This is a genomic window from Geodermatophilus sp. SYSU D01036, from assembly GCF_054050435.1.
The window spans coordinates 117,307-136,547 of the sequence record NZ_JBJGZJ010000010.1 but is presented as its reverse complement, the minus strand read 5'-3'; the positions used below and the strand labels follow the sequence as shown (position 1 = coordinate 136,547).

The window sequence follows — 19,241 nt, the reverse complement described above, 5'->3', positions numbered from 1 at the left end:
CTCGGGCGGCGACTGGAGTCGTGGCTCGGGCGGTGACTCAGGCGGCGGCCGCGAGCACGCGACCGGCGATCATCTCGCCGATGGGGATCGCCGACGTCGCCGCCGGCGAGGGGGCGTTGAGCACGTGCACCGACCGCGGGGTCCGCTCGACCAGGAAGTCGTGCACGAGGGTGCCGTCGCGCAGCACGGCCTGGGCGCGGATCCCGGCCTCGTGCGGCAGCAGGTCGGACAGCTGCAGGTCGGGGCAGTACCGGCGAGCGGCGGCGAGGTAGCCGCGGCGGAACAGGGAGTTGCGCATCTCCACCACACCGGTGCGGGCGTGCCTCCGGGCGACGTGCCAGAAGCCGGGGAAGGCGAGGACGTCGCGCACGTCGCGCAGGTCCACCGACCCCTTGCGGTAGCCCTCCCGCGACAACCCGAGGACGGCGTTGGGGCCGACCGTCGTGCTGCCGTCCACCATGGGGGTGAGGTGCACCCCGAGGAAGGGCAGCGCGGGGTCGGGCACCGGGTAGATCAGCCGCCGGACGATCCCGGCCCGCTCGGCCGGCAGCCGGTAGTACTCGCCGCGGAACGGCACGATCCGCGCCGTGGTGGCGACGCCGGCCATCGCCGCCAGCCGATCGGCCTGCAGGCCGCCGCACACGACCAGCCGCCGCGTGCGCCACGTCTCGCGCCCCGACGGGCCGTCGGTGGTGACGACGACCTGCTCGGCGCCCTCCGTGATGGCGGTGACCGTCCGGCCCGTCTCGACCTGGCCACCCGCGGCCGCCACCACCATGTGCATGGCCCGTGTCATCAGGGTGTAGTCGACGCTGCCGGTGCCGTGGACCAGCAGCGCGGCCACGCCGGCGACGTTCGGCTCCAGCTCGCGCAGCTCGCCCGCGCCGACGCGGGTGACCTCGATGCGGTTCACGGCCGCCCGCTCCACCAGCGCCTCCAGCCGCTGGGCGTCGCGGCCGTCGGTGGCGACGAGCAGCTTCCCCTGGCGGGTGACCGGGATGCCGTGCTCCGCGCAGAACTCGCGGGTGGCCTCCGCACCCCGGCGGCACAGCTCGGCCTTGAGGCTGCCGGGCTCGTAGTAGATGCCGGAGTGGACCACGCCGCTGTTGTGGCCGGTCTGGTGCCGCGCCAGCTCGGCTTCCTTCTCCAGCACCAGCACGCCGGCGCCGGGTTGCCGGCGGAGCAGCGCCATCGCCGAGGCCATGCCGACGATGCCGCCGCCGATGACGATGTGGTCGTAGATCACGTGCATCTCCTCAGAACCGCAGGACCTGGCGCATCGCGCGCCCGGCCGCGAGGTCGTCCATGGCCTGGTTGACGTCGTCGAGATCCAGATGTGCCGTCACCAGGCGCTCCACCGGCAGCCGGCCGGCGCGCCACAGGTCGGCGTACTCGGGGATGTCGACGGCCGGCACGCCGGATCCCAGGAAGGACCCGATGATCGTCCGCGACTCGGCGACCAGCGTGAGCGGCGAGATCACCGCGCGCGCGTCGACCGCGGCGAGGCCCACCGAGACGGTCCGGCCGCCGGGGGCGGTGGCGGCGACGGCGGCCTCGAAGGCCCGGGGGTTCCCGGTGGCCTCGATCACCAGCGGCGCGCGGTAGCCGGAGGAGGCCAGCTCGTCGGGGCTCATCGCGGCGTCGGCGCCGAGCTCGCGGGCCGCGGCCTGCTTGCCCCGGAGGGTGTCCACGACGGTCACCCGGCCGGCGCCCAGCGCCCCGGCCACCAACGCGGCCGACATGCCCACACCGCCGGCACCGACGACGACGACCTCCTCGCCCGCGGTCAGTGCACCGGCGTTCTTCACCGCACCCCCGCCGGTGAGGACGGCGCAGCCGAGCAGCGCGGCGGTCTCCGCCGGGACGTCGTCCTCGACCGGGACCAGGGAGCTGCGGTGCAGGACCGCGGCGGTGGCGAACCCCGAGACGCCCGAGTGGTGGAAGACCTCGGCGCCGTCGCGGTGCAGCCGCCGGGTGCCGTGCAGCAGGGTCCCCGCGGCGTTGGCCTCCGTCGCAGGCGCGCACAGCCGCCGCCCGCCGGTGCGGCAGGCCTCGCACGCCCCGCAGCGCGGCAGGAAGACGATGACCACGCGCTGGCCGACGGTGAGGTCGTCGACGCCGGCGCCCAGCCGGGCGACCCGGCCGCTGGCTTCGTGGCCGAGCAGCATCGGGACCGGCCGGGGGCGGTCGCCGTTGACCACCGACAGGTCGGAGTGGCAGACCCCGGCGGCCTCGAGGGTCACCAGGACCTCGCCGGGGCCGGGGTCGTCGAGGGTGAGGTCGGAGATGCTCAGCGGACGGGAGGAGGCGAAGGGGTCCTGACGACCGCACTCCTCCAGCACCGCGCCTCGGATGTCCATGGGATGTGCTCCTCGGGTGTGCCGGCTCAGGCGACGGGCTCGTCGGCCGGGACCGGGGCGGGAACCCGCTCCGTCGCGGGCGGGACGGGGGCGGGGGCCGACCGCAGGCCGGGGTTGGAACGGACGGCGTACAGCGCCAGCAGGGCGACGACCGCACCGGCGGCGGTGTAGCCGGCGATCCAGGTCCACGAGCCGCTCCAGGCGAGCAGGGCGGCGGCGACGAACGGGGCCGGGGCGCTGGTGACCATGCCGCCGATCTGGTACGCGAGGGCGGAGCCGGTGTAGCGGACCCGGGGCTCGAAGAGGTCGGAGATGTAGCTCGCGGTCACCGCGTACGCGAAGGCGTGGGCCAGGGGCAGCAGCAGGAACAGCGCCAGGGCCAGCATGGCGACCGAGCCGGTGTTGATCAGCAGGAAGACCGGATAGGCCAGCCCCGCCACGAGCACGGCGCCGAGGGACATGATCCGGCGCCGTCCGTAACGGTCGGCCAGCATCGCCGCCCAGGGGATGGTGAGGACCTCCAGCGCCGAGGCGGCGATGAGGACGAGCAGCACGGTGCCGCGGGTGATGCCGGTCTGCTCGGGCACGTAGCTGAGCAGGAAGACGGTGGCCAGGTAGAACGGCACGTTGGGGGCGAACAGCGACAGGATGCCCAGCAGCAGCGGCCGCTTCGCCGTCCGCATGGTCTCGGCGAAGGGCACCGCCGCGTGCGCCTCCTGCTCCTGCAGGCGCTGGAACTCCGGCGACTCGGTGATGTTGAGCCGGATGTAGAGGCCGACGGCGACGAGCAGCGCGCTGGCGATGAAGGGGATCCGCCAGCCCCAGCTCAGCAGGTCGTCCTCGGGCATGAGCTGGACGAGGAAGAAGACGCTGCTGGACAGGACCACGCCCGCGGGAACGCCCGACTGTGGCCAGCTCGCGTAGAAGGCGCGCCTGCCGGGCGGGGCGTGCTCGGCGGCCATCAGCACGGCACCGCTCCACTCGCCGCCGACGGCGATGCCCTGCAGGATCCGGCACAGCACCAGCAGCAGCGGCGCAGCGATGCCGATCGCGTCGTAGGACGGCAGCAGGCCGACGGCGAGGGTGCCTGCGCCCATCATGAGCAGCGAGGTCACCAGCATCGCCTTGCGGCCCACCCGGTCGCCGTAGTGCCCGAACAGCACGCCCCCGAGGGGCCGGGCGACGAACGCGACGCCGAAGGTGGCGAGGGAGGCCAGCGTGCCCGCGACGGGGCTCAGGCTGCTGAAGAACTGGGTGTTGAAGACCAGGACCGCGGCGGTCCCGAAGATGTAGTAGTCGTACCACTCGATCGTGGTGCCGATGAAGCTGGCCATCGCGACCCGGCGGACCGGCGTTCGGCCGGCTCGCTGGCTGCCGGTGGGCGTCGTTGCCGACATGGCGTCACCTCCGAGGAACGTGCCCGGGCCACCGACGACCACGGGGGCGCCGGGCGGAGGGCGGGGGACACCGACGGCGAGGGCTCGCCGGTGCGGGGAGCGGCCACGTGACCGCCGCACACGACGTTAGGTGCGCCACACAGCGGTGTCTGTGGCCGGAAACGAGGTCTTCCGCGGCCGGTCGTTGCAGGATCTGCAACGACCGGGCCCCTGGTCAGCGGCGGCCGTCGCGCGGACCCGGTCCCGGCTCGGGTGCGGCGGTCGGGAGCGGCGGGGCCGCGTCCAGCCTCACGCCCAGGGCCAGGAGGAGCAGCCCGTCGGTCTCGTTGGGGTCGTGGCCGGTGAGCGTGGCGATGCGGCGCAGCCGGTGGACGACGGTGTTGGGCTGCACCATCAGCTGCTCGGCGCTGCGGGTCAGGTGGAATCGGCTGGCCACGTAGACACGCAGGGTGTGCAGCAGGTGGGCGCCGCGCTGCTCGTCGTAGGCACGCAACGGCTCGACGGTCTCCTCGAGGAGGGCGTCGGCGGACGGGCTGGTGCGCAACACGTGCTCGAGCAGCATCTCGGGGAAGGTCAGTGCCCGCTCCCGCACCCCGGAGGCAGCCGCGTAGGTGGCCGCCTCCCGGGCCTCGGCGTAGCTGCGGCCCACACCGGTGGCGCCGTCGTGGGCCCGGCCGACCCCGACCGCGTGCGTCGGCAGCGCCTGGGCCGTGGTCGTCGCGGCCCGGCGGGCGGAGGCGACGGCGGCGGCGTCCGACGCGGGGTACAGGGCCACCACCTCGTCGTCCCGGACGGCGATGAGCGCTCGCCCGCCGGCCGGGCGCAGATACCTGCGGGCTGCCTCCAGGGCGGACCGGAGAGCGTCGGCGGAGGGGTCCGGCCCGCCGGCCCGGCGGACCAGCACGACGAGGTGGTCCCGGGCGAGGTCGAGCTGCAGGGCCTCGGCCTGCGCCCGCCACCGGGGGCTGAGCGGCCGACCGCTGAGCAGCGCCTCCAGAAGGTCCCGGCGCAGGCCCTCGTCCTGCCGCCAGGCGCCGGAGGCCTCGTCCAGATAGGCCTGGGCGACCGCCGCGGAGACCTGGTCGACGTGCGCCATCACCCGCGAGGCGATGCGGAGGGCGGCGTCCCGCTCGATGGGCGTCGCGGCCGCACGCGCGACCTCGTCCCAGACGACCTGCCCCCACAGCCGGTAGGCGCGCAGCACCGACTGCACCGAGACGTTCTGGTGCACCCGCCGGACCGCGGCCTCCCGGAACCGGTCGAGCTGGCGGTCGTCCAGCGGGCGGTCGCTGCGCACCGAGTCGAGCAGCTCGTGGACGTTGCGGACGGCGGTGGGCAGCACCTCGTCGGCGAGGGCGTCGGCGCGCACGCTGCGGTAGTCGACGATGTCGGCCCGGTAACGCTCGACCAGTCGGCGCCCGATGTCGTCGGCGCGGGCCTGCAGGCGGTCCACGAGTGCGGTGACCGCCGGTCCACCCGTCCCCGCCTCCGGGGGGTCGGCATCCGACACGATGGTCCTCCCCGTCCACGATGGGCTGCGCCCGGCGGTGCAGCCGGCCGGGGGCATCATCGCGCGCCCCGCCCGCCCTACCGTGGGCGGAATGACGGTTCCCCATCCGCTGCCCGCCTGGCTCGCCCTGGCCCGGCGGATCACCGTGCTCACCGGCGCCGGGATCTCCACCGACAGCGGGATCCCCGACTACCGCGGTCCCAACGGGGTGTGGACCCGGGACCCGGACGCCGAGAAGCTCGTGACGCTCTCCTACTACGTCGCCGACCCGGAGATCCGGCGCAAGGCGTGGCGCATGCGCGCGGACGTGCGGGCGGCCACGATCGCCCCGAACGCCGGGCACCGGGCGCTGGCAGACCTGGAGCGGCAGGGCCGGCTGCGGGCGCTGCTCACCCAGAACGTCGACGGGCTGCACCAGGCCGCCGGGTCCTCGCCGCGGGCGGTGCTCGAGCTGCACGGCACGGTGCACGCGGTCGAGTGCCTGTCCTGCGGGGACCGGACGTCGATGGACGAGGCGCTGGCCCGCATCGACGCCGGGGACCCCGACCCGGCCTGCACCGACTGCGGCGGCATCCTCAAGTCCGCGACCGTGAGCTTCGGGCAGGCCCTCGACGAGCGGGTCCTCGACGCCGCGGCGCAGGCCGCCGCCGACTGCGACGTCTTCCTCGCCGTCGGCACCTCGCTGGTCGTGTACCCCGTGGCCGGGCTGGTCGAGCTCGCCGCCGCGCACGGCGCGCGGGTGGTCGTCGTCAACGCCGAGCCGACGCCCTACGACGGGCTGGCCGACCTCGTCGTCCGCGAGCCGATCTCGACGGCGCTGCCGCGGCTGCTGGGGACGGCGTGACCCGCACCGGACTCGCGGCGCGCCACCGGGCGCTGCTGCTGGGCGAGCTGCCGACGACGCGGCGGTGACCCTGCTCGTCGTCCACCTGGCGCTGACGGCGGCCTACGCCGGCTTCCAGTGGACCGTGCGGGCGCTGGTCTACCCGCAGTTCGCGCAGGTGCCGGCCGCGGCGTTCCCGGCCTACGAGCGGGCGCACCAGCGGCGGGTCTCCCGGGTCGTGGGCCCGCTGTTCGCCGGGCAGGGCGTCACCACGCTGTGGCTGCTGGCCGCCCGGCCCGACGGCGTCCCGCTGCTGCCGGTGCTCGTGGGTGGCGCCTGCCTGGCCGTCGTCCTCGGTGTCACCGCGCTGCTCGCCGTGCCGCTGCACCGGCGGCTGGGGGAGGGGTTCGACGCCGGCGCGTTCGGCCGGCTGCTGCGGGCGGACACCGTGCGGGCGGTGGCCGCCACGTGCGGCACGGTCGCGGCCGGGTGGCTGCTGCTCGTCAACGGCTAGCGTGACCCCGACCACGTCGAGCGGCTGACCGGCGCGCCGGCAGCCCTGGCCACCGGGAGCCCGGCATGCGCGTGCCCCTCACCACCCGCGACTTCCTCGACCGCGCCGAGCTGGTCTACGGCGACCGCGTCGGCGTCGTGGACGAACCGGACCAGCCCGCACCGCCGGTGGGGGAGGTGACCTGGCGCGAGGTGGCCCGCCGCGGCCGCGCGCTGCAGGCCGGCCTCGACGCGCTCGGCGTGGGGGAGGGCGAGCGGATCGCGATCGTCAGCCACAACGCCGCCCGGCTGCTCGAGGTGCTGCTCGCCGTGCCGTCGTCGGGGCGGGTGGCGGTGCCGGTCAACTTCCGGCTCAACCCCGAGGAGGTCTCCTACATCGTCGGGCACTGCGGCGCGCGGGTGCTGATGGTCGACCCCGAGCTGGAGGCGAGCCTCAAGGGCGTCGAGGCCGAGCACCGGTTCACCACCGGCGAGGAGTACGAGCAGCTGCTGGCGTTCGACGCCGAGCCGCGGCCGTGGAGCGCGCCCGACGAGGACGCCACCGCCACGATCAACTACACGAGCGGGACGACGGCGCGGCCCAAGGGCGTGCAGATGACCCACCGCAACATCTGGGTCAACGCGGTCACCTTCGGCATGCACATGCAGGTCAGCGACCGCGACGTCTACATGCACACGCTGCCGATGTTCCACTGCAACGGCTGGGGCCTGCCGTACACGATGGCCGGCGTCGGCGCCCGCCAGGTGGTGCTGCGCAAGGTGGACGGCGCGGAGATCCTGCGCCGGGTCGAGCGGCACGGCGTGACGATGATGTCCGGCGCGCCGGCGGTGTGGAACGCCGTCCTCGAGGCCGCCGCCGACTGGGACGGCGAGGTGCCCGGCCGCGACCGGGTGCGGATCGTCGTCGCGGGGGCGCCGCCGCCGTCGCGGACCATCGCCCGCGTGGAGGCGGAGCTCGGCTGGGAGTTCAACCAGATCTACGGCCTCACCGAGACCGCGCCGCTGCTCACCATCAACCGGCCGCGCGCCGAGTACGACGACCTCGACCCCGAGGAGCGCGCGAAGCGGCTGTCCCGGGCCGGCGTGCCGGCGATCGGCACCCGCATCGCGGTGAGCGAGTCCGGGGAGGTGCTGGCGCAGGGCAACACCGTGCTCGCCGGCTACTGGGAGAACCCCGACGCCTCCGCCGAGGCGCTCGACGGCGGCTGGTTCCACACCGGCGACGGCGGCAGCCTCGACGACGGCGGCTACCTCACGATCTCCGACCGCAAGAAGGACGTGATCATCACCGGCGGCGAGAACGTCTCCTCGATCGAGGTCGAGGACGCCGTCTTCAGCCACCCCGCCGTCGCCGAGGTCGCCGTCATCGGCATCCCCGACGAGAAGTGGGGCGAGCTGGTGACCGCGCTGGTGGTGCTCGCCGAGGGCGAGACGGCGACCGAGGCGGAGATCATCGCCCACTGCCGGTCCCGGCTGGCCGGCTACAAGGCGCCCAAGCGGGTCGAGTTCCGCGACGAGCTGGCCCGCACCGCCACCGGCAAGATCCAGAAGTTCAAGCTGCGTGAGCCGTTCTGGTCGGAGACCGGCGGCCGCCAGGTGAACTGAGGAAGGACCCCGCTGCCCCCCCACCCCTCGCCGACGCTCGGCGTGGGCCCCTCCAGCGGGGCCACCACCCCTTGGGGGGAGATCCGCCCGCCTGACCCTCCGGAGGTCACCCGGACCGGTCGACAACCGGTCCGGGTGGCGCCCGCACGGGCGCCCGGAGACCAGCGCCCGGCCTGCGACGCCGGCGCACCGGGAGGGGTCGGCACGTGGGTACGGGTACGCGCACGCGACATCACCGCTGGGCGGTCCGGGCGGCCGGCACGGCGATCGCCGGGCTGGTCGTCCTCGGGCTGACGCCCGGCACCGCCACGGCGGCGCCCAGCGACGCCGAGATCGCCGCGGCCGAGGCCGCCCGCGACGCCGCCGCCGCGCAGGTCGGCGTGCTGAGCGCCCAGCTGGCGCAGGCCGAGGCGGCCGCCGCGGAGGCGCACCAGGCCGCGCAGATCGCGCTGCAGGACTACGAGGAGACCCAGGCCGCCTACGAGGCCGCCCGCGCGGCCGCCGACGCCGCCGCGGCCGCCGCCGCGCAGGCCGACGCCGAGCTCGCCGAGGGCCGCACCCAGGTCGCCCACCACGCCCGCACGGTCTACATGCAGGGCAGCACCGCGCCCGGCGCCACCGCGCTGCTCTCCGCCGCGGGTCCCGCCCAGCTGATCGAGCGCGCCGCGCTGCTCGAGGCGGCCGGCACCCACCGCGTCGACGTCGTGGCCGAGCTGACCGTGCTGCAGGAGCAGGCCACCCAGGCCCAGGAGCAGGCGCAGACGGCGTCCGTGCAGGCCGAGACGCTGCAGGAGCAGGCCGCGCAGGCGCTGGCCGGCGCGCAGGCGCAGGAGACCACCGCCCGCGAGCAGACCGCGGCGCTCGCCGGGCAGCGCGACGCCGTCGCCGCGCAGGCCGAGGCCGCCGGGCAGCAGGTCGCGGGCATGCAGGCCGAGCAGGACGCCGCCGAGGCCGCCGCCGCTGCCGCGGCCGCCCGCCAGGCGGCGGCCGCCTCGGCGAGCCAGGCCGCACCCTCGCGCAGCTCCTCCGGCAGCTCCGCGTCGTCCTCGTCGTCGTCCTCGTCGTCGTCCTCGTCGTCGGGCCCGACCGCGAGCCGCCCGTCGTCCGGCGGGTCGTCCTCCTCCTCGGGCGGGTCGTCCTCGGGTGGGTCGTCGTCGGGCGGGTCGTCGAGCAGCACCCCGACGCCGCCGACCACCACGACGGCCGGCGCGCCCTCCGGCTCGGCAGTGCAGACGGCCATCGACGCGGCGCTGTCGCAGCGCGGCCTGCCCTACAGCTGGGGCGGTGGCGGCGCCAACGGCCCGTCCTACGGCATCCCGCCGGACACCGGCATCTACGGCTTCGACTGCTCGGGGCTGACCGAGTACGCGTACGCCCAGGCCGGCATCCGGATCGGCGGCACCAGCCGCGACCAGTGGTGGCTCAACCGGGGCAGGACCGTCGCCCGGGCGGACCTGCGCGCCGGTGACCTGGTCTTCTGGTCCAACGGCAGCTCGTACCTGGAGATCTACCACGTGGCGCTCTACCTCGGCGACGGCAAGGTGGTGCAGGCGCCGCAGAGCGGCGACGTCGTCCGGGTGTCGTCGATGTGGTTCGGCAGCGACTACTTCGGAGCCGTGCGGCCGACCGCCTGATGAAGGACCTCCCTGCCCCCCGCCGCTCGCAGGCTCGCGGCGGGACCCTGCAGGGAGGCCACAGGGAGCGGATGGGGCGAGAGTTCGGGGCGTCGGGCAGCCACGGGGGGAGCTGCCCGACGCAGGAGTCACGCTAGCAGCAGGGGCCGCGGCGGTGCAGGGGGGAAGACCCGGCGCGCCGCGGCCTCTGTCGTCGTCCGGCGCGTCGCGCGGCGCGTCGCGCGGCGGCCGCCCGGCCGGCGTCCGGCGTGCCAGCGCGCACGACGGTCGGACTGCCAGCTCCGTGTAGGACACTGGCCCGTGGGACGGGCGAGAGGCCCCGTCACCGGCCCCGTGTCGCTCCGTGACGCGTCCGGAGGCCGCGGACCGGCACGACAGGGAGCCCTGTGACCACCGCCGCCAGCACCCCGCTCGAGAAGCCCGCCGGCGCACCGGTGCCGCCCTCGGTGGACGCCGCGCTGCTGGAGCGCGCGCTGTTCGAGATCAAGCGGGTCATCGTCGGCCAGGACCGGCTGGTCGAGCGGATGCTGGTCGCCCTTCTCGCCCGTGGCCACGTGCTGCTCGAGGGCGTGCCCGGCGTCGCGAAGACGCTCGCGGTCGAGACGCTGGCCACCGTCGTCGGCGGGAGGTTCGCCCGCCTGCAGTTCACCCCCGACCTGGTGCCCGCCGACATCCTCGGCACCCGCATCTACAAGGCCGGGCAGGACGCCTTCGACACCGAGCTCGGCCCGGTGTTCGCCAACTTCGTCCTCACCGACGAGATCAACCGCGCGCCGGCGAAGGTGCAGTCGGCGCTGCTGGAGGTCATGGCCGAGCGGCAGGTCTCCATCGGCGGCGTGACCCACCCGCTGCCCGACCCCTTCCTCGTGTTGGCCACGCAGAACCCGATCGAGTCCGAGGGCGTCTACCCGCTGCCCGAGGCCCAGCGCGACCGCTTCCTCATGAAGGTGCTCGTCGACTACCCGACGCCGGAGGAGGAGCGCGAGATCATCTACCGGATGGGCGCCAACCCGCCGGTGCCCGAGACCGTCCTCGGCCCCGAGGACCTGCGCCGCATGCAGCGCACCGCCTCGCAGGTGTTCGTGCACCACGCGCTGGTCGACTACGTCGTCCGGCTCGTCGTCGCCACCCGCCAGCCGCGCGAGCACGGCATGGACGACGTCGCCTCCTGGGTCTCCTACGGCGCGAGCCCGCGCGCCTCGCTCGGCCTGATCGCCGCCAGCCGGGCGCTGGCGCTGGTCCGCGGCCGCGACTACGTGCTGCCGCAGGACGTCCTCGACGTCACCACCGACGTGCTGCGCCACCGGCTGGTGCTGTCCTACGACGCGCTGGCCGACGGTGTGCCCGCCGACCACGTGGTCAAGCGGATCCTGCAGACGGTGCCGCTGCCCCAGGTCACCCCGCGGCAGCGGGCCGGCGGCTTCGGCCCGGCCGCGCCGGGCGGCCCGCAGGTGCCGCTGCCCGGGGCGCCGCAGTACGGCCCGCCGCAGGGCGCTCCGCAGGGGCCCTACGGGCCCGGCTTCCCGCCCGCCGCGCAGCCCCGGCCCGGCGGTCCGGTCCCCAACGGCCAGCCGCCGCACGGCTCCTCCGCGCACGGCGCGTCCCCGCACGGCTCCGTCCCGCCCGGCAACGGCCAGGCGCCCCAGGGTCCCGGCGGCAACGGGCACGTCCCGGGGACCCCGCAGGCGTGAGACTGCGGCGCGGCCGGGCGCGGGCCGGGGAGGACCCGGCCGCGCCCCCTGACGAGCCCGACGCCGGTACGCCCGCTCTTGCGACGGCCGACCCCGACGGCGACCTGCCGCACTTCGGCGAGGGCCCGGCCGACGTGCTGCTGCAGCGGCTGGAGCTCACCGTGCGCCGGCGCCTGGACGGGCTGCTGCAGGGCGACCACCTCGGCCTGGTACCCGGCTCGGGCAGTGAGGCCGGCGACTCCCGGACCTACCACCCCGGCGACGACGTCCGGCGCATGGACTGGCCGGTGACCGCCCGGACGCAGGTGCCGCACGTCCGCGAGACGATCGCCGACCGCGAGCTGGAGACCTGGGCGGTGGTCGACCTCTCGGCCAGCCTGGACTTCGGCACCGGCAACTGCGACAAGCGGGACCTCGCGATCGCCGGGCTCGCCGCGGTCAGCCACCTCACCGTGCGCGGCGGCAACCGGCTCGGCGCCGTCGTCACCACCGGCGAGCGGGTCGACCGGTACCCGGCGCAGGCCGGGCGGCTGGCCGCCGACCGGCTGCTGCGCGCCGTCGTCGCCACCCCGCGGGCCGCGACCGGCCGCCGCGGCGACCTCGCCGCCGCGCTGGAGGCGCTGCGCCGCCCGCCGCGCCGCCGCGGGCTGGTGGTCGTCGTCTCGGACTTCCTCGGCGACCTGGACTGGGAGCGGCCGCTGCGGGGTCTGGGCGCCCGGCACGAGCTGCTGGCCATCGAGGTGGTCGACCCGCGGGAGCTGGAGCTGCCCGACGTCGGCCCGCTGACCGTCGTCGACCCGGAGACCGGGCAGACGCTCGAGGTGCCCACCGGTGACCCGCGCTTCCGTGCCCGCTTCGCCGAGGCCGCGGCCGAGCAGCGGCGGGCGATCGCCGCCTCGCTGCGCCGCGCCGGGGCCGGGCACCTGCAGCTGCGCACCGACCGCGACTGGGTGATGGACGTCGTCCGGTTCGTCGCCGACCGGCGGCGCGCCGGCAGCGGCGGGGCGTCCCGGTGAGCTCCCACCGCACCACGAGAGAGGCCCGCCCGTGAGTTTCCAGTCACCGCTGTGGCTGATCGCGCTCGTCCCCGTCGTCGCGCTGGCGGTGCTCTACGTCGTCCGCCAGCTGCGCCGCCGGGTGTACGCGGCGCGGTTCTCCCAGACCGGGCTGGCGCAGAGCCTGCTTCCCAAGCGGGCCGGCTGGGTGCGGCACGTCGCGTTCGGCCTGACGCTGACCGCGCTGCTGGGGCTGGTGCTGTCGCTGGCGCAGCCGAGCACCGAGGTCCGGGTGCCGCGGGAGACCGCGACCGTCGTCCTCGCGCTGGACGTCTCGCTGTCGATGCAGGCCGAGGACATCGAACCCAGCCGGTTCGAGGCGATGAAGGCCGCCGCCAGCGACTTCGTCGACATCCTCCCGGAGCGGATCAACCTGGGGCTGGTGTCGTTCTCCGGCACCGCCTCGACGCTGGTGGCGCCGACCACCGACCGCGAGCAGGTGCGCGGCGCGATCCAGAACCTGGAGCTGTCGGAGGCGACGGCGATCGGCGAGGCGATCTTCACCTCGCTGACGACGATCACCACGTTCCAGTCGACGCTCGACGTCGAGGACCCCGAGCAGCTGCCGCCGGCGCGGATCCTGCTGCTGTCCGACGGCTACAACACCGTCGGCCGGGAGAACACCCAGGCGATCGCGGCGGCGCAGGCGGCCGAGGTGCCGGTGTCGACGATCGCGTTCGGCACCGACTACGGCTCGATCGAGATCGGCGGCGAGGTGACGCCGGTGCCGATCGACCGCGACGCGTTGCGGCAGATTGCCGACGAGACCGGCGGGCAGTACAACGAGGCGCGCAGCCGGGCCGAGCTCGAGGCGGTCTACGACGACCTGGGCAGCCAGATCGGCTACACCACCGAGCCGCGGGACGTCTCCTACTGGTTCGTCCGCGTCGCCACGCTGCTGCTGGCCTGCGGGCTGGGCCTGGCGGCCTGGCGCCTGCAGCGCCTGTTCTGAACGGCGACGGGCCCGGGACCACGCGAGGTCCCGGGCCCGTCGTCCGTCGTGCGGCCTCAGACGGTGAAGCCCCGCTGGCGGCGCACCAGCTTCCTCAGCATGAAGATCGTCTGCAGCACGGTGAGCAGGTAGAGGACCGGCCAGCCGATCGACAGGATCGCCGACTGCACGCCGATGCCCTGCTGGCTCCACGCGAAGATCAGGACGGCGAACGTCGCCGCGGCGCAGACCGCCGGCATGACGTAGGCCGACCCGCGACCCCGTTCCGCGGCCGCCTGGGCGGCCCAGTTGTCCTTCTCCACGCGGGCGAAGAACTGCACCCACGCGGTGACGAAGTGACCCATGCGGACCCACATGTACAGCTCCGCCGGCACCACCAGCAGCGCGTAGAAGATGTCGACGGCGCTCTTGTCGTGCATGGACAGCGCGATGCGGAGGTTGAGCAGCGTGGCCACGGCCGGCGGGACGAGCCACACCGGGTTGAACACGAACGCGTCGATCGACAGCGCCGCCGCGAGCAGGAGCAGGAACCCCATCCGTGCGGCGATGTTGAAGACCATCGAGATGTTCTCGTACCAGCGCAGCCGCAGGTTCGGGTGCAGCGGCTGGCCCTTGCTGTCCCCGCGCTGACCCGGCCACAGCAGGTCGATGCCGCCGAAGTTCCACTTCACCTGCTGGCCGTGGAGCGCGCGCAGCGTGGTCATGGGGCCGACGAACGCGCGGGCCCGCGCGCTGATCTTGGTGCTGAAGCCCGCGTCCTTGATCTGCAGCGAGAGCTTGGAGTCCTCGACCTCCGAGTCGCGCACCCACGGCGCCGACTGGTGGTGGCGGTACATGACCGCCTCCAGCGCCCGGACGCTGAACAGGCTGCACTGGCCGCCGAGCACGGCCATGTTCCGGCCGCGGACGAGGTTGTCCATGTTGAAGCCGGCGAACTGGGCGCGCTGGCCGGCGACGAGGAACCGCGCCATCGCGCCGTGCACCGTGGACTTGTCGAAGGTGTAGACCGCCGAGAGCCCGCCGATGCGCGGGTCGGTGACCATCTCCTTCTCCAGCCACTCGACGCAGCGGCGGTCGAGGGTGGTGTCGCCGTCGACCCCGAGGATGTAGTCGTAGCCGCGGCTGACGTAGTAGCCGTAGTTGAGCGCGCCGACCTTCTTGTCGGGGTTCTCGCCGATGTCGTGGGAGAACACCGTCGTCCGGTAGGTCTCGCCCTTGACCACCCGGGTGTGCTCGCCGACGAACTGCTCGACGATCTCCGGGGTGTCGTCGTCGGTGTTGTTGATGACCACGTGGACGACGTCCGGCGGCCGGGTCTGCGCCAGCAGCGAGGTGAGGACGTCGGCGATCGTCGACTCCTCGTTGTAGGCCGGGATGACGCAGCTGATGGTGGCGTGCCGGAGCTGCTCCTCCGCCTGCGGGCCGCCGAACTCCGCGGGCACCAGCGAGCTGATGTCGGGCACCTGCTGGCCACCGCGGGCCAGGAGGTTCACGCGGTCGGTCGACCGCCGGTTGCCGTGGACGACGAGCTGGTTCACGAGGGGTCCTCCTGCAGGAGCGGCAGCTCGAGGGCGTCGAGCACGGTCTGGCGGAAGTAGCGCCCGGAGCCCGGCTCGGTCTCGACCAGGAGGTCGAACTGGACCGAGACGGTCAGCGAGTCCGCCGGGACCGCCGACCCCGGGAGACTGAGCGCGGTGGTGTAGGTGAAGGGCGGCATGAGGGCGAACTCACCGCGGTCCTCGGCGGCGAGGGCCCGGGTGGTGCCGTCGTCGGTGGTGGCCGCGAAGCGGGTGACCAGCACCTCGGTGTCGCCGTCGTCGCCCTCGACGTGCGCCGAGAGCTGGATCGTCTTGTCGTCGGCGGCGGTCCACGTGGCCGCCTGGTCGGCGGTCCAGTAGTCGACGACGACGGTGCGGTCGCCGGCCGGCAGCGTGCGGGTCAGCGAGCCGGCATCGAGGTCGCCGGCCGGACGGGCGGCCGTGGACGACGCGGCGGTGGTCCGGCCGGCGGGCTCGTCCGCCGGGTCGGGGGAGTGCTCGGCGGACGGCTCGGCGGACGGCGTGGCCTCGGTGGACTCGGCGGCGAGGCCCGGGCTCATGCTCACGTCGGGCCACTCGCAGCCGGTCAGGCCGGTGATCAGGGCCGCGCCGAGGGCGAACGCGGCCGCGCGGGATCGGGGTGTCGGTCGGGGCACGTTTCCCCCAGCAGGCGGTGGTGGTCGCCGGGACCGGGCGCCGTTGCACACCCCCAGCAGTTGTCGCTGACGACGCTAGGAGCGGGGGTGCGGACGGACGAGGGCCTGTAACCCCGCGGGGGGAGACGTGCCACCGCCCGGAGGGCGGACCCCTCCGGGCGGTGACCGTGCGTGGTGAGCGGGGGGCGGCGGGCGCTAGCGCGTCGGGTCGAGGACGAGCTTGCCGGTGGTGCGGCGGGACAGGATGTCCTGGTGCGCCTCGCGGACGGCGGTCAGCGGGTAGCGGCCGCCCCCGACCGGCTTGAGCGCGCCGTCGGCGGTGAGCTGGAGGAGCTCGGTCATGGCGTCGTCGAGCATGGCCGGGCGGCTGAAGCAGTGCGCCAGCCAGAAGCCGACGACCGCGCGGCTGGTGCCCATGAGCGCCGGCGCCTGCACCGGCTTCGGCGGCCGGCGGCCGGCCATGCCGTAGGCGACGAGCCGGCCGAAGGGCGCCAGCGCGGAGAACGAGCCGTCGAAGACGTTGCCGCCGGTCATCTCCAGGACGACGTCGACCCGCTTGCCGCCGTTGGCCTCGCGCAGCGCGGCGGTGAAGGTCTTCGGGTCGTCGTCGGCCAGCGCCGGGTCGACGGTGGCGTCGGCGCCGAGCTCCTCGGCCAGCGCCCGCTTCTCCGGGCTGGAGGCGGTGGCGACGACCCGCCCGGCGCCCCAGCGCTTGGCCAGCTGGACGGCCAGCGAGCCGACCCCGCCGGCGCCGGCGATGACGACGACCGACTCGCCCGCGGCGAGGTGCGCGCTGGTGCGCAGCAGGTGCCAGGCGGTGGTGCCCTGCAGCACGAGGGCGAGGGCCTGCTCGTCGGTGACGGCGTCGGGCACGGGCCAGGTCAGCCGCGGGTTGGCGACCACCTTCTCCGCGTAGCCGCCGCCGTCGAGCAGGCCGACGACGCGCTCGCCGCCGCCCACCGGCCGGCCGACGAACTCCGCGCCCGGGATCAGCGGCAGCGTCTGCGGGGCGAGGTAGCTGTCCTCGGTCTGGTGGGTGTCGGCGTAGTTCACGCCGGCCGCGCTCACCTCGTAGAGCTGCTGGCCGTCGCCGGGGACGGGGTCGGGGAGGTCGACGACGTCGAGGACCTCGGGGCCGCCGAAGCGGGTGATCTGCACAGCGCGCATGCGGCCGAGGCTAGAGCGCGCCGCCGGCCGGCCGTGCTGTCGGTGCACGGCCGGCCGGGGCCTCACGTCACCGGGCGGTCTGCGCCTCGCGGCGGGGGAGCACCCAGTCGGGCCGCACGTAGTGGCAGGTGTAGCCGTACGGGTGCTTCTGCAGGTAGTCCTGGTGCTCCTCCTCGGCCTCCCAGAAGGGGCCGGCCGGCGTCACCTCCGTGACGACCTTCCCGGGCCACAGGCCCGAGGCGTCGACGTCGGCGATCGTGTCGAGGGCGACGCGCCGCTGCTCCTCGCTCGTGTAGAAGACCGCCGAGCGGTAGCTCCGGCCGATGTCGTTGCCCTGCCGGTCCACCGTCGTCGGGTCGTGGATCTGGAAGAAGAACTCCAGGAGCTCCCGGAACGAGATCACGTCGGGGTCGAAGACGATCTCGACCGCCTCGGCGTGGTCACCGTGGTTCCTGTAGGTGGCGTTCGGGGTGTCGCCGCCGGAGTAGCCGACGCGGCTCGAGAGCACTCCCGGGCGCTTGCGCAGCAGGTCCTGCGCACCCCAGAAGCAGCCGCCGGCGAGGATCGCGGTCTCGGTGGTCACGTGTGCCTCCCTCTGTGTCGAGCGTGTGGCTGAACACCGCGACCGGGGCCGGTCTTCCCACTGGCTCCCGTGGTCGGGCGCCGGTGGGAGGACCAGCCCGGAACGGCGACGGCGGTCAGGAGCGGATGAACTCGAGCAGGTCGGCGTTGATCGTCTCGGCCTGCGTCGTCGGCATGCCGTGCGGGAAGCCGGCGTAGGTCTCGAGCGTCCCGTTCTGGAGGAGTTCCGCGGACCGGGGGCCCGAGTTCTCGTACGGGACGACCTGGTCGTCGTCGCCGTGCATCACCAGGACCGGCACCGTGATCTTCTTCAGGTCGTCGGTGAAGTCGGTCTGGGAGAAGGCGACGACGCCGTCGTGGTGGGCCTTCACGCCGCCCATCATCCCCTGGCGCCACCAGTTCGCGATGATCGCGTCGGACGGCTCGGCGCCCGGCCGGTTGAACCCGTAGAACGGCCCCGACGGCAGGTCGCGGTAGAACCGGGACCGGTTGGTGGCGACCTGGGTCTGGATGTCGTCGAACACGCTCTTCGGCAGGCCGCCGGGGTTGGCGTCGGTCTGCACCATGAGCGGCGGCACCGCGCTGATCAGCACGGCCTTCGCGACGCGCTCCTCGCCGTGGCGGCCGAGGTAGTGCGCGACCTCGCCGCCGCCGGTCGAGTGGCCGACGTGCACCGCGTCGTGCAGGTCGAGGTGCGCCGTCAGCGTCGCCAGGTCGTCCGCGTAGTGGTCCATGTCGTGCCCGTCGCCGGTCTGGGTGGAGCGGCCGTGCCCCCGCCGGTCGTGCGCGATGACCCGGTAGCCCCGGGCCAGGAAGAACATCATCTGCGCGTCCCAGTCGTCGGCCGACAGCGGCCAGCCGTGGCTGAAGACGATCGGCTGACCGGTGCCCCAGTCCTTGTAGAAGATCTCGGTGCCGTCGGCGGTCGTGACCGTGCCCATGGATTGCCTCCGTCGGTCTCGGGATGGCGGTGCGTTCGACGTGTCGCGCCCCCCATCGCAGCCGGGGTGGGTGGTCAGCGGGCGACGTCGGTCGAACGGTTGGGTGAACTCCGGGCCGGAGGGCGCCGGGGTCCTCGGCCACGTGCCGGGCCACCTCTGTCACGGCCGCTCCCGGGATCCGCCCCGGTCGGCACAGCGTCGTGCGCCCACCCACGCGAGCGCAACCCCCGTGGCGGCGCCGGGGCAGGTCCGGGTGGCGGCCTCGTATCGTCCTCCGGCATGCGAGCCGCGTCGGCGGTCGACTCGGTCCGGAGCTGTCGGGCTCCAGCCCCTGCCCCGTCCCGGGGGACAGCGGGAGCTGCGGCGGGCGGCGGAACTCCATGGCCACCTCGGTGAGGCGCGCGGGGAGCCGCTCGCCGGTGCGCGCGTGGACCGGCACGCCGGTCCACCGCCAGTCCTGGACCTCCAGCCGCGTCGCCACGAAGGCCTCGGTAGCGCTCGGAGGGTCGACCCAGGGCTCTCCGCGGTAGCCGGGCACCAGGTCCTCACGCGTGCCGCCACGCGTGTACCGGCCGCGGACCGCATCCGCCGCGAACACCTCCTCCTCGCTGCTCGGGATCCGGACGCTCGACGTTCGCACCCAGGAGCCCGTCCACCCACCCCCACTGATCCGCGCGGCTCGCCTCCAGGTGGGGCCAGGACCCGCCACCGGTCGCCCCACCGGCCGGGCCGCGGGGCGACGTGGTTGTGACCTGGCTCACGAGGACGTTACGGTCGTCCGCAGCCGGGTCCCGGCACGTCGGTGGGGACCGGCGGA

General features: G+C 74.7%; 16 protein-coding genes and 1 pseudogene. 7 read left to right on the top strand and 10 right to left on the bottom strand.

All coding sequences use genetic code 11. The annotated features are described in order from the left end of the window. Positions 1–37 precede the first annotated feature (37 nt). From lhgO to ACI8AR_RS12635, 4 genes are all read right to left on the bottom strand, one after another. On the bottom strand, positions 38–1,246 hold the full coding sequence (lhgO, locus tag ACI8AR_RS12650; protein WP_457051341.1) for an L-2-hydroxyglutarate oxidase: 1,209 nt from the start codon (positions 1,244–1,246) through the stop codon (positions 38–40). 10 nt (positions 1,247–1,256) lie between these two features. Next, positions 1,257–2,360 (bottom strand): alcohol dehydrogenase catalytic domain-containing protein, encoded by a 1,104-nt coding sequence (locus tag ACI8AR_RS12645; RefSeq protein ID WP_457051340.1) that lies wholly within the window; start codon positions 2,358–2,360, stop codon positions 1,257–1,259. Positions 2,361–2,386: 26 nt separating this feature from the next. After that, positions 2,387–3,757, bottom strand: a complete 1,371-nt coding sequence (locus ACI8AR_RS12640) for an MFS transporter (protein ID WP_457051339.1) — start codon at positions 3,755–3,757, stop codon at positions 2,387–2,389. Positions 3,758–3,971: 214 nt separating this feature from the next. Further along, a complete protein-coding gene (locus tag ACI8AR_RS12635) occupies positions 3,972–5,210 on the bottom strand; it encodes a PucR family transcriptional regulator (RefSeq protein WP_457051338.1) in 1,239 nt (412 codons plus the stop codon). A 148-nt stretch (positions 5,211–5,358) separates the two neighbouring features. On the opposite strand from ACI8AR_RS12635, the gene ACI8AR_RS12630 reads away from it, so the two are divergent. The 7 genes from ACI8AR_RS12630 to ACI8AR_RS12600 all read left to right on the top strand — a co-directional run bounded on the left by ACI8AR_RS12630 (position 5,359) and on the right by ACI8AR_RS12600 (position 13,540). Further along, positions 5,359–6,111, top strand: a complete 753-nt coding sequence (locus ACI8AR_RS12630; protein ID WP_457051337.1) for an SIR2 family NAD-dependent protein deacylase — start codon at positions 5,359–5,361, stop codon at positions 6,109–6,111. A gap of 64 nt (positions 6,112–6,175) precedes the next feature. Next, positions 6,176–6,604 (top strand): DUF1772 domain-containing protein, encoded by a 429-nt coding sequence (locus ACI8AR_RS12625; protein WP_457051336.1) that lies wholly within the window; start codon positions 6,176–6,178, stop codon positions 6,602–6,604. A gap of 65 nt (positions 6,605–6,669) precedes the next feature. Further along, positions 6,670–8,208 (top strand): AMP-binding protein, encoded by a 1,539-nt coding sequence (locus ACI8AR_RS12620; RefSeq protein ID WP_457051335.1) that lies wholly within the window; start codon positions 6,670–6,672, stop codon positions 8,206–8,208. 206 nt (positions 8,209–8,414) lie between these two features. Then, positions 8,415–9,842 carry a C40 family peptidase gene (locus ACI8AR_RS12615; RefSeq protein ID WP_457051334.1) on the top strand — a complete coding sequence of 476 codons (1,428 nt, stop codon included), beginning with the start codon at positions 8,415–8,417 and terminating at the stop codon, positions 9,840–9,842. A 386-nt stretch (positions 9,843–10,228) separates the two neighbouring features. Beyond that, the gene (locus tag ACI8AR_RS12610; protein ID WP_457051333.1) at positions 10,229–11,533 is read left to right on the top strand and encodes an AAA family ATPase; all 1,305 of its coding nucleotides are present in this window, start codon (positions 10,229–10,231) and stop codon (positions 11,531–11,533) included. Then, complete coding sequence (locus tag ACI8AR_RS12605) at positions 11,530–12,549, top strand: DUF58 domain-containing protein (RefSeq protein WP_457051332.1); 1,020 nt, start codon at positions 11,530–11,532, stop codon at positions 12,547–12,549. The genes ACI8AR_RS12610 and ACI8AR_RS12605 overlap by 4 nt, the downstream gene beginning before the upstream one ends. Before the next feature lie 31 nt (positions 12,550–12,580). Continuing rightward, positions 12,581–13,540: a VWA domain-containing protein gene (locus ACI8AR_RS12600; RefSeq protein ID WP_457051331.1), complete on the top strand. Its 960-nt coding sequence runs from the start codon at positions 12,581–12,583 to the stop codon at positions 13,538–13,540. Between the two features lie 56 nt (positions 13,541–13,596). Here ACI8AR_RS12600 and ACI8AR_RS12595 read toward each other — a convergent pair whose 3' ends face one another. From ACI8AR_RS12595 to ACI8AR_RS12570, 6 genes and pseudogenes are all read right to left on the bottom strand, one after another. After that, positions 13,597–15,078 carry a glycosyltransferase family 2 protein gene (locus ACI8AR_RS12595; RefSeq protein WP_457051330.1) on the bottom strand — a complete coding sequence of 494 codons (1,482 nt, stop codon included), beginning with the start codon at positions 15,076–15,078 and terminating at the stop codon, positions 13,597–13,599. Further along, positions 15,075–15,734, bottom strand: coding sequence for a hypothetical protein (locus tag ACI8AR_RS12590; RefSeq protein ID WP_457051329.1), 660 nt, complete (start codon positions 15,732–15,734; stop codon positions 15,075–15,077). The genes ACI8AR_RS12595 and ACI8AR_RS12590 overlap by 4 nt, the downstream gene beginning before the upstream one ends. Positions 15,735–15,929: 195 nt before the next feature. Continuing rightward, on the bottom strand, positions 15,930–16,901 hold the full coding sequence (locus ACI8AR_RS12585; protein ID WP_457051328.1) for a quinone oxidoreductase family protein: 972 nt from the start codon (positions 16,899–16,901) through the stop codon (positions 15,930–15,932). 67 nt (positions 16,902–16,968) lie between these two features. Then, positions 16,969–17,484, bottom strand: a complete 516-nt coding sequence (gene msrA, locus ACI8AR_RS12580; RefSeq protein ID WP_457051327.1) for a peptide-methionine (S)-S-oxide reductase MsrA — start codon at positions 17,482–17,484, stop codon at positions 16,969–16,971. A 115-nt stretch (positions 17,485–17,599) separates the two neighbouring features. Next, entirely contained in the window at positions 17,600–18,424 is an 825-nt protein-coding gene (locus ACI8AR_RS12575; RefSeq protein ID WP_457051326.1) for an alpha/beta fold hydrolase, read from the bottom strand. Between the two features lie 367 nt (positions 18,425–18,791). Next, a pseudogene (locus ACI8AR_RS12570) lies at positions 18,792–19,022 on the bottom strand (glucose-6-phosphate dehydrogenase); the annotation flags it as partial. Positions 19,023–19,241: the final 219 nt, after the last annotated feature.

Coding starts and splice junctions, on each gene's coding strand:
- ACI8AR_RS12645 (WP_457051340.1), bottom strand. CDS start 2,360: ATGGACATCCGAGGCGCGGTGCTGGAGGAGTGCGGTCGTCAGGACCCC.
- ACI8AR_RS12640 (WP_457051339.1), bottom strand. CDS start 3,757: ATGTCGGCAACGACGCCCACCGGCAGCCAGCGAGCCGGCCGAACGCCG.
- ACI8AR_RS12630 (WP_457051337.1), top strand. CDS start 5,359: ATGACGGTTCCCCATCCGCTGCCCGCCTGGCTCGCCCTGGCCCGGCGG.
- ACI8AR_RS12620 (WP_457051335.1), top strand. CDS start 6,670: ATGCGCGTGCCCCTCACCACCCGCGACTTCCTCGACCGCGCCGAGCTG.
- ACI8AR_RS12585 (WP_457051328.1), bottom strand. CDS start 16,901: ATGCGCGCTGTGCAGATCACCCGCTTCGGCGGCCCCGAGGTCCTCGAC.
- ACI8AR_RS12575 (WP_457051326.1), bottom strand. CDS start 18,424: ATGGGCACGGTCACGACCGCCGACGGCACCGAGATCTTCTACAAGGAC.